Genomic DNA, 13,117 nt, shown 5'->3' on the forward strand with positions numbered 1-13,117 from the left:
GATGGTGATGATGCCAACGAAGGAATGAGGTGTAGAGATAGGGATGCTTTTGCTGTCAATCCGAGAGCCGGGATGAAGGAGGCGGTTCGGATTGAGAGGAAGGGATTACTACCTCAGCACATCGTTCAGAAGTTTCCCTAACATCTGATCCTGAGTCTGAACGGTCTTCTGATTCGCTTCGTAAGAACGGTTCACTTCGATCATCTCCACCATTTCAGTTACGACACTCACATTAGAAGCTTCTAAATAACCTTGTAGAAGATTCGGTTCTTCTTCCAAAAGAAAAGGTCTTGGCTCGCCCGACTCGGGGGTATCGTTATAAAAAGAGTCGCCTTCTTTATCTAAGTGACGAGGATTTTCCACAGTGCGGATCTTGATACGATCCAAAAGAACAGGAGTTTCGAATCTATTCTTATCGGCTCCAACGGAATTACGAGGATCGTTACCGATTTCTCCGTTGATCCAAACTTCTCCATTTTCTTTGATTAAAAAATTTCCGCGAGCGACTTTGATCGGCCCGTTCTCACCCATCAGAGGAAAACCCTGAGGAGTCACCAAATAGCCGTTCGTATCCAAAACGAAAGCCCCGGAGCGAGAAAGTCTTTCACCTCTATTGGTCAATACGCTAAAAAATGCGGGATGTTCCGTGCCAGGCCTATCTTGCAGCATCATGTCGAAAGGATTGTCCGTCTTCTTCACAGCCCCTTGTTCGAATCTTGTATAAATTTCATTCACTTCGGCGCCTAACCCGAGTTTGCCGACCACGGGAGCCGTATCGAAGGAACCCATAGGCACCTTACCTACTCCGTCCTCATTGAATCGATGGATCAGAAGTTCCGGAAAAGTTTTGAACAACGTTGTGTCCCTTTTGAATGCAGTCTTGTCCACGTTTGCAAGATTGTTGGAGATAACGTCCATGCGCGTCTGCTGCACGATCATCCCGTTGGATCCGGTGTACATTCCTCTTAACATTCTACTTTCTCCTGCTCTATTTAAGGATCGGAGTTTTGCAAAAATCCCATTACGCTTTTGAAGACATAAAAAGAAAAAATAAGAAGGAGTTCCTACCATTCCTAAGATTTAAGGTTTGGCGCCTCCCGCCTTTCGGCGGGACCGGGCTGCTACGGGTTCGGCGAGCCCGCCTCATCCCACCTTCGGTGGGACAAGCCCTTCGCATCCCTGGCGCAGCGACCCGTAGGGAGAGGCAACGATCGTGAAGCGAGTCGGTGGCCGAAGGCCAAACGAGAGGAAAGCTGTAATTCAAGCCATTCGTATGAATCGAAAGCTTAACTAAAATCATCGCGTTGCATTTAAGCGCAGTAACCCGAAGGAAAATTTCAATCAAAACCCGGTCAGGCCGGAATTCAGAATCTACATTCCATCCCAGAGGACTGCAAACTGAACTTGAAAGATTGAAAATTATCTGATATAGAGCCAAGAAGGAACCTCCCACGGGCCCTCCTCCTCCACCCAAAACTCGGGCGGGGGCCTTCTTCCCAAACTCTGTAGGAGGTCCTACAAGAGGCTGTATTTTGTCTCATTCCTAAAAAACCTTTGACATCTACTGTTCTGAGGACTATTTATCCATGGGATGAAGAAAAAAGGGTATTTTCTCTCCTTAGGAGCCGGTAAAAACCAGTTACCCTTGATCTCTGCTGCAAAAGCCCTGGGCTTGGAAGTAGCCGCAGTGGATAAAAACGATAAGGCCCCCGGGTTTGCGATGGCAAGCTTGCGGATCATCGAGTCCACTTTCGAATACAGAAGGATCTTAAGAGCAGTCGCGGAAAATCCTTTACCTACTCCGATCGTCGGTATCGGCACAAGGTCCTTCGGAAAGGCGACGTATAGCACCGCCTATCTTGCGGAAAAACTCAAACTGAGATACGCAAGTACGGAATCCGTATTAAAATTTTCTGATAAACAAATCTTAAAGGAAACTCTAGCCCCAAAAGGGATTAGAGTCCCAAGAGAGATACCGGCATCGGAGATCAAGGCTAAATCCAAATCTTTTCCGTATCCCTGGATCTTAAAACCCAGCCAAGGAAGCGGTAAATCCGGGATCCAACTCGTGGAATCCGATTCCGATCTGAAATCCATTTCTAATCTAATATCTCCCAAAAAACAACCCAAGTCAAAAACTTCTGCGAATTCTCCTCATCCGGAAACCTGGCTTTTGGAAGAATATATTCCAGGTCCTGAATATACCGTTTTAGGATTGGTGGATGAATCCGATTTTCATCTGGTAAATATTTCCTTAAAGGAAACTTCTTCTTTTCCCCCTTTTTTGGAAGCCGCTCATAGACTCCCCTTTCCTAAATCCGAATTGGAAGGCGAGATCAAGATGTTATGTAGGGCGATCGTAAAGGCCACAGGTTTGAAAAATTGTCCATTTGTGGCCGAATTCAGATCGGATGAGAATGGAGATCTCGTTCTGATCGAAGCCGCTCCCGAAGTGGGCGGTGAATATCTGGCGGATGTTCTTGTGCCAGGTTATTCCGGTTACGATTATTTTACCAACCTGGTCAAACTTTTGGTGGGAGAGCCGATTACTCCTCCGCCTTCTAGTTTAGAAATTCCTAAAAAACTAAAATCTCAAGTCCGTTTTGATATTCCACCCAGAGGTATTTCCGTCCTAAAATCCTGGGAAAACTTTCCAACAAATTACGGTGAAACAATTCTTTTGAACCAAAATCTGAAAGAACTTGGTTCTAAACTGGACACCTCTTTAGGAAATGAAACAAGGACCAGAGTCCTTTGTTTAAAGTCGAAGGTGTCTTCTTCGGAAGAGGAATGGAATGGTAGTGTGAAAAACCGTTTGAAGGCGGAATATGAAGCCCGCTGATCATCCTTCTAAAGAAGTTTGGGAAACTCATTATACTAGGCCCAAGGCAAAACTTTCGTATCCGGATGAAAACTTAGTTCGGATGATCTCTAAATTCCCTGCTTCTTCCCCTTCTCCTAAGGCTTTGGATTTCGGAACCGGTTCCGGCAGGCATTGTGTTCTTTTAAAAGATTTCGGATATGAAGTGTATGCTGCGGATTATAGCGAAAATTCCATCCAATCCGTGAAGGAATCTTATCCATGGGCCAAAACGTTTCTTTTAAATTCCCCTCCTTATCCTTTTGAAGAGGAGAACTTCGATCTTATCGTCAGCTGGGGAGTTTTACATTATAATTCTCCGGATCTCGCCAAATCTATGTTAGATGATACCTTCCGTATTCTAAAAAAAGGAGGTTATCTCGCAGCCTCCGTAAGAGCGGAAGGAGACACACATCTTAAAGCGGATAAAGGAAAAATCGGAACAACGGATCTTGCGGGTGGCGCCACTTGGTTCTATTCCAAAGAAGATGTGCAGGCTCTTCTGAAAAATTTTTCTTCCTTTGAGATCGGTTATACGGAAAGAACTCCATTAGGAAAATTGGATGAGAGGATTTGTCATTGGATCTTTCTCGCCCAAAAATAATCCAAGAAGAATGTCCTCTCGCCGGGGACTGCGACTGGGAACCTTTATACAGATCGGAATTTAATAAGTTCGATCTCCCGATACAAATTTGTAAAACCTGCGGCTTCCAAGCCCAATTTCCAAGACCGGAACCCGAGTCGTTATATACGGAAGAATATTATACGGGTAACCAGGAATTCACGTATAGGGACGAAAGACAGACCGAAAAATTCGATCGATATGTTTGGTTTGCCCGCTTAAAAAATATTTCCAAGTTCAAATCTTCCGGGAATTTTTTGGATATCGGTTGTTCTTTCGGAGGTTTTTTAGAATGCGCTAAAGAAAAAGGATTCATACCTTACGGTGTGGAAATTTCTCCTTTTTCCGCCAAACAAGCGGAAGCGAGAGGTTTCAAGATTTGGCAGGGTCAATTCTTAGATGCGGACATTCCGGAAAATTTTTTCGATGTGATCACCTTGATCGAAGTGATCGAACATTTAGAAAACCCAAAGGAAGTTTTTAATAAACTTTCCAAGATCCTAAAACCCGGCGGTTTACTTCTCATCCAAACCGCGAATTTTGACGCCTGGCAGGCCATAGAAGCCGGTAAAAATTATCACTATTATTTGCCGGGTCATGTGTATTATTATTCTGCAAAAATCCTTCGGAAAATTCTTGCCGTACGAGGATTCGAAAGACAGATTACCTACCTCGGAGTGGACTTCCCTCTTTCCGCCAAACTTTTAAAATCCAGGGGAAGTTTTTCCAGATGGACGGATTATTTGAAATGGTTCCGGATCTCTTTTTACCATTTCAAAAGTAAACTTTCCAAAAAAGGAATACCGCTCACTTCGTCTATGGTGCATTACGCGATTAAGAAATGAATTCCCATCCGAATACAAAGTACAGTAGATTTTTCGATTATATTCCGGACGCAGGTTTAGGAAGGAAACTGAACTTTACGGTTCGTGTTCTGGCTGCTTCCGCCTATCGTTTTGCCAAAGACGAATGTCTCATAAAGGCTTCCGGTATTTCTTATACTACGATCGTATCCTTAATCCCGATGCTTGTAGTGGCCCTTTCCCTACTGACGATCACTTCCGGATTGGACAATCGTAAGGAAGAAATATTCGATAAAATTAATGCGTTTTTTCTGGTTAGTAATATCAATTTAGATATAAATCCGTATTTGGACACTCTGGGAGAATTGATCGATGCAGCCAGACAAATAGGCGCCATCGGCTTCATCCTTTTGGTATTTTCCGCAACCACCGTCTTAAGGTCCTTGGAGAATTCGTTTAACTCCATCTGGAGGATAGAAGAAAAAAGATCCGTTCTACAAGAATTCGTATTTTACTTTTTTGTTCTTTCTATCGGTCCTCTTCTATTGGTGATCGGGGATAATCTTGCTAAAAAGGTAACCGATGTATTCCGCCCTCCCCATTATCTGAGCATGGATAAGGATGCGGAAAATCATATCTGGATCTCTGGCGAGAACGGCACACTCTTTCGAATGGATTCCGGCCTCAAACGGGACTATTATTTGGATGAGAAGGATATAGATCTAAAAAATATCCGCTGCGTAGATTCTTTCGGGGTTCGTGTGGATTTTTGCGAAAAACCGGACATCTCTAAGGAAAACTTCGTCCGAGTTTCCGTTAAAGACGGAAAAGTGTATGCTCTTTCCGAAAAAGGATTATTTCTCTCCAAACCCGTAGACGGTTCCGTCTGGAATGCGATCTATTTCGACAATTGCAATTTTAAAGATTTTGAATATATCAACGAAGGGAATTTTTATTTGATCTTCTCCAATGGGGAAGTCCTACATTTTTTCACCCAAGGAAGAAGTTATAAGCCGGTATTCACGAATGTTCTAAAAATCCGAGCAAATCGTGTATATTTTCCCGAACCGTATTTAGGATACATTGTTGATGAAGACGGGAATGTTTGGAAGAGTGAAGACAGCGGTTATACTTGGAATGCCACTAAGATCACAGGTCACGGATTAAAGGATATCCATAGGATCAGGCCGGGAGAACTTTTTGTCACTGGAGAAAGAGGTTCCGTTTTTAAAACGGAAGATGGTGGATACTCTTGGAAAAATCTCAGCCATAAAAGATACACATTTAGCAAAGTTTGGTCCATAGAAAATGAAGAATCAGCGGATATTTTTCTTCTGGACGCTCTTGGAAATATTCTGGTCTCCATAGACGGTGGAGAGCATTGGAATACTTTTTATATTCCCGTAAAAGGTAAGGTATTCGCTTCCGGATTATTGGATAGAAGTGCGAACGGAAGATTCAGATTATTGAATATCGGAGAATATAGAAAAATCAGTCTTTCCGAATACAAGGATGTGAAATACGAGACAGTCATCCTGCAAGGAGGAGAGTCGGTATTCTCACCTTATAATATTCTAAAATTCTTCTTCCCTTTGATCGGGATCTGGCTTTTCTTCTTGGCGTTATTCACGTTGATCCCGAACACAAAAGTCCCGATCCGAGCTTCGTCTTGGGGAGCTGGTTTCACTAGCGTGATCTTTTTGATTTTTCTTTATGGATTCCAAGTATACATCACCTCCTTCTCCGAAACCACGATGATTGTTTATAAGGCCCTCGCCTCGATCCCTATCTTCTTGATCGGCGTGTATTCCTTATCTCTCATTGTTCTATTCGGAGCGGAAGTGACCGCTTGCGTACAATATCCGGAAAGATATTACGCCCCCTTCCAATTGATAGAAGAACATCATACTGCCTTTAGTTACGAATTCAGAAAGTTGATCGGAGTTTTAAAAGCGGTCTACTCGGTCCAAAAAGAAAGTAAGATCGCTCCTCGAAACGGTGACCTTGCCGTCAAATCTGGACTTCATGCGGAAGAAATTCCTAGGCTCACTAAAACATTATCAGAAGTTGGACTTCTGGTTGAAACGAATGAAGGAGGAGCCTGGTTGCCTGTTGTATCGGGTGAAGATCTGACTCTCGGAGATTTTTATCGCAGGATACCGGAACCACTTTTAAAAGAAGATCCGTCTTTCCATATCTATCCTGATAAGGTTCGGGAAAAAATGGATAAAGCGGAATCTTCCCTACAAAAAGACTTAGACTCCGTCTGCTTTAGGGATCTAATCGAATAGTAAAATTAGAGGTTATTATGATATTGGGTCTTTTCTTGGGTAATTTAGGCATCATTGAAATTGTGTTCCTTCTTCCTTTGATCGGGCTTTATTTTGTTCCGACTATCGTAGCAATAATCAAAAAGAAGAACCTAATATTGATCCCGATCCTTAATCTGTTTTTAGGATGGACTATTATCGGTTGGATAGTCGCTTTGATCCTCTGTGTCTTAAAATCCGAAAAAGACCCTATGAAAGAATAAACTTTTTAATCTAGTTTAGAGATCGGCGGGTCCAAAGGAGACCGGGGCCAGGCAACATTCTAGCATCGTCTTCTCCTACTTCCTTTTTAAATAAGGCATTTAACTTTTGGGCCATTTCCCATACCAAAGCCCTGTTTTTCGGCAAATTTGCGATATTCATTCTTTCCAAAGGATCGTTCTTCGTATCATATAATTCTAAATCATGATTTTCTAATAGATCCTTCTCCGTTTTCGGGAGGGAATGGTCCAATGGGCGGAAGTATCTGGCGAATTTATATCTCCCGTCGAATATCCCTCTCATCGAATGCCTCTCCTTCATTCCTTTGATGATAGGAAGATTGAGAAGTTTCCAAACCCGACGATAACCATTCTCCTGAAAAGCTTTCGCAATCTGTTCTGCTGTTTCTACGGAACCGTACACCCTGCTGTCCCATTGATATAACGCCGAATCTCTTCCTGCTGCATTTATATCTTTACGATTTCCTGGAGACATAGCCGGACTCAGGTCCACACCTTTCAGATCTGGGAACTGTTCTTGCCTTTCTTCCAACGAGAGACCGGCAAAACCGAGTAAGGTCGGAACAATGTCTATCTGGCTGGCAAGTGCTTTCGTATCGTTTCCATTTTTGATATCCGGATGATAAATCGCAAAAGGAACGGATGCACTTTCTCTATAAATAGTATTTCCTTTTCCTCTTAATCCGTGTGAGCCTGATAGTTCCCCATGATCCGAACTGAAGACCACTACCGTATTGTCCCAAAAACCGATATCATCTAATACGTCTAAGACGGTCCCGATATGAGAATCTACATCCCTTAAACAATTCAAATAGTAATTTTCGTGATTCCTCCACCCTTCTATATCATCTAACGGTATCCGACCTAAAGTAACGTCCATAACATCCTTAAAGATCTGATGAGCCTTCGGTTTGTCAAAATCCCCTTTCGCTCCGAAATTTAGAGGTAAAGGAAATCCTAAATTTTCGGAATATAAGGAATGGACCGGAGCTTTAGATATACTTTCTCCGATCATAGGATTAAAAACGTACGTTTCCAACTGTAGTTTACTCGCTAGAAAGAACATGATATCGTGAGGATTTAAAAAATTTACTGCGGCAAACCAAGGTTTGTCGGCATTCTTTCTTTTTGAAAGGAATTCGACTGCGGCAAGAGCGGTTTTACGATCCTTCTTATAACCTCCCTGGACCCCTTCTATTTCGGAGTCTTGATCGGTTATTTCAAAACCGTAATCACGGAACAAAGAACTCATCTTTTCTTTTCCCATCGGCCTGTCCCAAGGAAGATGTGTTAGATGCCATTTTCCGAAATATGCGGTCTCATATCCAAGATCCTGGAACATAGTTCCGATAGTAGGAACATGAGAATATAAGCCGTGAGCAAAAGGGATCGGAACGTTTTCGTAAACCCCGTTATACTGATAATGGAGTCCCGTATAAATATTTCCTCTCGCCATCGAACACAAACCGGAAACGTTTTGCATGCCGGAGAAGCGGGTGGCTTTTTCGTACAATCTTTCTCGATGAGTAAGTTTTAAGCCGGAAGGAAGTAACGAAGGATGTCTCTCTTGGTCCGTCAATATGAAGAGTATATTGGGCTGCCTCGATTTTCTTTTCTTAAATCTTCCACGGGTCCTTTTAGCTAGGTAATCGTTTTTCCAACCGTATGTTAAACCGATCCCAGAAAGACCGACTAACCCAGCCGAGATCAAAAAAGTTTTCCGATCAATTCTCTTCATATCAGAAATCCCTCAAACCACTCTTGCTTTTGAGAGTCGATAAGCAAAAATTTTCGGAAAATATTTATGCAGAAAGATCCCGAATTTTTCCTTTAGGCCTGCAATCACTATCTCGTTTTTTTCCAAGGCGATCGCACTCAGGATCTCTTTCGCGCATTCATCCGCTCCGATCCCAGTCCGGATTCCTGGATCTAATTTTCCATGTTTGGTTCCGTTTCCGGAAAAGGCATTTTCCGAAATTTTAGTCCGTACGAATCCGGGATAGACCAGCAGCACTTTCAGATTTTCTTTAGAATTCTCCGCCCTAAGCGCCTCATAAAATCCCGATAAAGCGAATTTTGCCGCTGAGTATCCGGTCCGAAGAGGGACTCCAAACTTTCCAGCAACACTGGAGACGGATACGATCCAACCTTGTTTTCTCTTACGAAAATGAGGAAGTATGGCCAAAGAAAGAGCTATATTTCCGAAAAAGTCGATATTTATAATGGACTTGTAGGTGGACATAGAGGTCTCGTGGGCCAAAGATCGTTGGCTAATCCCTCCGTTATTGATCAGAACGTCTACTTTACCGAATTTGCGGATCGCTCGATCGGGCAAACTTTCGATAGAAGAATACTTTTCCAAATCGAAAGGAAGAACCAAACAGTTTTCATCAGTTTTTCCTAATGCTTCTTTTACTCGTATTAATTCTTCTTTTCTTCTTGCAGAAAGAATTAATTTAGCACCGGTATCTTTCAACTCGGCTGCCAATGCCTCCCCTATTCCGGAAGATGCTCCGGTAATCCAAACCACCTTATCTTTAAAAAAAGAATGGATCCTGCTCACGATTCTTGGACCACCTTTAAGAATTGGTCTCCCAGATCGATCCTACGATCAGCAGTCCGTATGAAAGAACGAATCATATCCCCAGGCTGTAAATACTGGGACCTTTTACTTTGCCCTTTGACGAAAAGTTCCCATTTCTTTCTTTCGGAAAGAAGACCGGCGATCTTTTGCACCATTTTGCCCGGAGCTCTAAGTGCGCATCCGGAAGGAGTGCCGGTCAACAAAACGTCGCCGGGGGATACATTACAAAAACTAGATAGTTCAGTGATAGTTTCCTCCGGTTTGAATACCAAATTGGAAATCGTATCATGTTGCCTGACTCGATCGTTCACAAGCAAGGTCAATTCCAGACTATTCAGTAACTCAAAGTCTCCCGGCTCCAAAACAGCCAACACCGGCCCCGCCGGCAGAAAAGTTCGGTAAGATTTTCCCTTATACCACTGCAATTGGGGAAGTTGTATATCTCTTGCTGATACATCGTTCGCCATAAAGATAGCGGCCACATATTCCGATATATTCCCGGAATTCACTTCCGTATAAGAATTTATGGATTTCCCGAAAACAAGACCGAGTTCAATCTCATAATCCAGAAGTTTGACATGTTTAGGTCGGATCACTTCTCCCATCGGAGAAGTCAAGGATGCGTCCGATTTGGTAAAAAAAAGATTATAACTCTTATCGTCCGGATCAAGTCCGGATTCTATCAGATGTTGTCTATAATTCGCACCTTGGCAGACGATTTGACAAGGTGAAGAAATCGGAGAAAGTAATGTTACTTCCGAAAGTTTATAACTCTTGGATCCCGGATTAGAACTATCCTTCTTGGAGAATTCCAAAAATTTGCGCGTATCCAAGTCCCCTATTTCGAGAGGATACACCTTACCTTCAGTGAATTTTGCCCAATCTATCCGTTCATCTTTTCGGAAACGTACGTAATTCCTAGCCATAGTTCATTCCTTATTCTTAATATTTAATCCAACTTCTCGGAGATAGTTCGGCGACCTTTTTCAATTCCATCAGTCTCTTCAACTCGATCTTTCTCCCCGAGAATATACCTTTTACAAGCTGAATTAACTTATCTACAGAAAGTTCCGTATCCAAAAAGTCCTCGGGCATATCCTGTCCCCATTGGTACAGACTCTCCCTGCTGATAGGATGAAAGCCTACCGGAACCGTATCGTCGAATTTATCTCCGTCCGTATAATGTTCCACGAGCATTCCGCTTGGATCTCTCTGATAATCGAATATCTGGCTTCCCAAAATATGCCTTCCGATTCCCCAAGCAGGCTTCCAACCTCTTCTCAAAAGCCATTCCCGGCCCTTAGCGACTTCATCCAAATCTTCCAACTCGAAAGCACAATGTTCCAATCTATCGTCTATTCCGGAGGCGATCACAATAGTATGATGATCGGTGAGTTTTTCTCCCAAATCGCATCGCAAAAAGGCGATCACCGGTTCCTTGGATTCCGGAAGTATTTGTATATCGGATGGGATCATACCGAATACGTCGCAATACCATTGCGCATTCTTTAAAAATTCCTGTTTTAAAAAAACTGCATGTCCCAAACGATTCACTTTAGCGGGTCCCACGTCATACGGCTGGGGCTGATTTTTACGTGTGACCTTTCCGTCACTATTCCAATTTCTAGATCTTCTATTCCTTTCCATTTCTTCCAAAGAAGAAGGAAGTAATACCGCATCCACTGGAAGGCCGGATGGATCCTGAATCGTCACCGTCGGAAAATGACCGCTGCCGAATCTTCCCAAAGGCCGGACCTCGGCTCCGTCCATTCTTCTTAACCTTTCGAATTCTTCCGCAGAAGATATATATAATCCGAGTCCTAGCAAAAAGTCCCTGTCGGCCTTTTCCAAAGACCAACAGGGCAGATTGGAGCTAAAGCCACGAAACAAAATTCTTTCCTTTGATACTTCAAAGGTAGAAAGCCCAAAATCCTGATAGTATTCGGCGGCCAATTCTAGATTTTTCCTTCCTAGCCTAACGTATGCAATATCTCTCGCCTTACTTACGGGATCCTTCGATCTTACAGGGCATTCGGACGGTAATTGTTTCATGGCGTTTTCCCTTGGTAGATTTCTGCAAATCTCAAAATAGTATCGTCCGCATCCTTTCCATAAAAAACTGCTGCGACAATCTTATCCGGACGAACGATCGCAAATCGATCCGCGCCGCCGAAATATTTCAAAAAAGAAGAAGTAACGTCTTCAACCGAATTAGAGACAATCTCTGAAGCCTGTTGTTGATTCGAAATATATAATATTCTTCCTCCCATTTTTTTCCAAATCTCAACGCAAGATTGGCTTAATATACGGGAAGAATGAACTCCGTAACCGACAAGACAGAGATTTGGGCCTAATATAGAATCCGACAATTCCCAATTCCCTTCTCTTGATCTGAGAGGCGCTTGCGGGAAAATGGATCCTGGAGAAATAGAAGAATTTCTTAATGTATTCTTCTTTAAAAATAGACCTTTGCTGAAAGAATTATCCGGTTTTAATCTCAGATCCGATAAATAGGGACGAGCAGGAGTAAAAGATAGGAACTTCATCAAAAAATCCCTGAAAAAGGCTGCGATCCTACTTCTAGTCATGATAATCGAACCCAAAAACACGGCCAAACGTATCATTTTTTTTGCATGTGGTTTTCTCTCGACATTGTAACTGGAAAGTATATCTTTCGAGGCTTGTTTACGTAAAACGGATGCAATTTTCCAGGAAAGATTGAAGGAGTCCCTCATACCGCTCACCAAACCTTGTCCGGCGAATGGAGGAGTTAAATGAGCGGCATCTCCAAGCAAGAATACCCTTCCCTTCCCCATACATTCCGCAGTCTTTGCTTGGAATCGATAAACTGCTTTTCTCTGAACCTTCATGGAAGAGAGTTCTCCCCAAGGACGAATGAGTTCCGCGACCTTTTCCGGCTTCTCCATCTCTTCTCTGCTTTCCCCGTTCCTAAGGAGAAACTCCCAGCGTTGGGATTTTCCAGGACCAGGCACATGGGCGATAGGTCTTTTAGGATCGCAGATAAATTCGACCTTTTCTAGAGCGTTAGGCAGATCATCTACATCTAAGATCAGCCAATCTTCCTTGTAAGCTGAACCTTTCAGTTTCCATCCTTGTTTTTCACGGACCTGACTATGAGCACCGTCACATCCTAAAAGAAAACCCGTCGAAATTCTATACGTAGTTCCGTTACATTTTACTTTTACGATAACTTCCGAGTCCGATTCTATATGGGTTAAATAAGTACAGTCCGACCAAAGTTTTACGTGATCGAATCTTTCGAGGCCCTTTCTAAGAAGTCTCTCCAAGTCCGGCTGATAAATGGAAACCAAACGCGGATGTCCGTCCATAGATCCCATAGAATTGATTTTAGCTAACGTTCCCACGTACGGAGAGATCATTTCGACCCAGGAAATGGAAGGCATAATTTTAGAAGCTTCTTCTCCCAGCCCGGAAGCCTGGAGAATTCTCAAAGCGTCTTGGTCCAGGGAAATGGCTCGGGGAATTTCCAAAATACCTGGATTCTGATCTATTAGAAGGACTGGAATTCCTTCACTTCCTAACAAGTTCGCAGTAAGAACTCCTACCGGACCCGCACCTACGATCAAAACGTTGGGCTTCTCCAGTTCCTCGATCTCTTTCATAAAATGAAACACTAATCAAAATTGATAAAATCGTCAATTATTTTAAATAAGAA

The 13,117-nt window shown here is 42.9% G+C and carries 11 protein-coding genes; 5 read left to right on the forward strand and 6 right to left on the reverse strand.

Annotation, left to right across the window (positions count from 1 at the left end; genetic code table 11):
- Positions 1–108: 108 nt before the first annotated feature.
- Complete coding sequence (locus tag LEP1GSC192_RS00090) at positions 109–972, reverse strand: flagellar hook-basal body protein (protein ID WP_036088585.1); 864 nt, start codon at positions 970–972, stop codon at positions 109–111.
- 619 nt (positions 973–1,591) lie between these two features.
- On the opposite strand from LEP1GSC192_RS00090, the gene LEP1GSC192_RS00095 reads away from it, so the two are divergent.
- From LEP1GSC192_RS00095 to LEP1GSC192_RS00115, 5 genes are read left to right on the forward strand one after another with little or no spacing between them, the layout of a single operon-like run.
- Positions 1,592–2,842, forward strand: a complete 1,251-nt coding sequence (locus tag LEP1GSC192_RS00095) for an ATP-grasp domain-containing protein (RefSeq protein WP_020767969.1) — start codon at positions 1,592–1,594, stop codon at positions 2,840–2,842.
- Entirely contained in the window at positions 2,829–3,464 is a 636-nt protein-coding gene (locus tag LEP1GSC192_RS00100; protein WP_020767883.1) for a bifunctional 2-polyprenyl-6-hydroxyphenol methylase/3-demethylubiquinol 3-O-methyltransferase UbiG, read from the forward strand. Before LEP1GSC192_RS00095 ends, LEP1GSC192_RS00100 begins: the two co-directional genes overlap by 14 nt.
- Positions 3,440–4,327 carry a bifunctional 2-polyprenyl-6-hydroxyphenol methylase/3-demethylubiquinol 3-O-methyltransferase UbiG gene (locus tag LEP1GSC192_RS00105; protein ID WP_036088551.1) on the forward strand — a complete coding sequence of 296 codons (888 nt, stop codon included), beginning with the start codon at positions 3,440–3,442 and terminating at the stop codon, positions 4,325–4,327. The genes LEP1GSC192_RS00100 and LEP1GSC192_RS00105 overlap by 25 nt, the downstream gene beginning before the upstream one ends.
- Entirely contained in the window at positions 4,324–6,576 is a 2,253-nt protein-coding gene (locus LEP1GSC192_RS00110) for a YhjD/YihY/BrkB family envelope integrity protein (protein ID WP_020767943.1), read from the forward strand. The genes LEP1GSC192_RS00105 and LEP1GSC192_RS00110 overlap by 4 nt, the downstream gene beginning before the upstream one ends.
- A gap of 17 nt (positions 6,577–6,593) precedes the next feature.
- Complete coding sequence (locus tag LEP1GSC192_RS00115) at positions 6,594–6,818, forward strand: superinfection immunity protein (protein WP_157186873.1); 225 nt, start codon at positions 6,594–6,596, stop codon at positions 6,816–6,818.
- Positions 6,819–6,828: 10 nt separating this feature from the next.
- Here the strand turns inward: LEP1GSC192_RS00115 and LEP1GSC192_RS00120 are convergent, their stop codons facing one another.
- Genes LEP1GSC192_RS00120 through LEP1GSC192_RS00140 form a run of 5 tightly spaced genes read right to left on the reverse strand, consistent with a single transcriptional unit; the run spans position 6,829 to position 13,064 of the window.
- The gene (locus tag LEP1GSC192_RS00120) at positions 6,829–8,574 is read right to left on the reverse strand and encodes a sulfatase-like hydrolase/transferase (RefSeq protein WP_020767954.1); all 1,746 of its coding nucleotides are present in this window, start codon (positions 8,572–8,574) and stop codon (positions 6,829–6,831) included.
- Between the two features lie 12 nt (positions 8,575–8,586).
- The gene (locus LEP1GSC192_RS00125) at positions 8,587–9,390 is read right to left on the reverse strand and encodes an SDR family oxidoreductase (RefSeq protein ID WP_036088587.1); all 804 of its coding nucleotides are present in this window, start codon (positions 9,388–9,390) and stop codon (positions 8,587–8,589) included.
- A 5-nt stretch (positions 9,391–9,395) separates the two neighbouring features.
- Complete coding sequence (locus LEP1GSC192_RS00130) at positions 9,396–10,346, reverse strand: fumarylacetoacetate hydrolase family protein (RefSeq protein ID WP_020767931.1); 951 nt, start codon at positions 10,344–10,346, stop codon at positions 9,396–9,398.
- A gap of 16 nt (positions 10,347–10,362) precedes the next feature.
- Positions 10,363–11,472 (reverse strand): VOC family protein, encoded by a 1,110-nt coding sequence (locus tag LEP1GSC192_RS00135; protein ID WP_020767953.1) that lies wholly within the window; start codon positions 11,470–11,472, stop codon positions 10,363–10,365.
- Complete coding sequence (locus tag LEP1GSC192_RS00140; RefSeq protein ID WP_020767948.1) at positions 11,469–13,064, reverse strand: FAD-dependent monooxygenase; 1,596 nt, start codon at positions 13,062–13,064, stop codon at positions 11,469–11,471. Before LEP1GSC192_RS00140 ends, LEP1GSC192_RS00135 begins: the two co-directional genes overlap by 4 nt.
- Positions 13,065–13,117 lie beyond the last annotated feature (53 nt).

This window comes from Leptospira sp. B5-022, from assembly GCF_000347035.1.
In the GTDB taxonomy this organism is placed as follows: Bacteria; Spirochaetota; Leptospiria; order Leptospirales; family Leptospiraceae; genus Leptospira_B; species Leptospira_B cinconiae.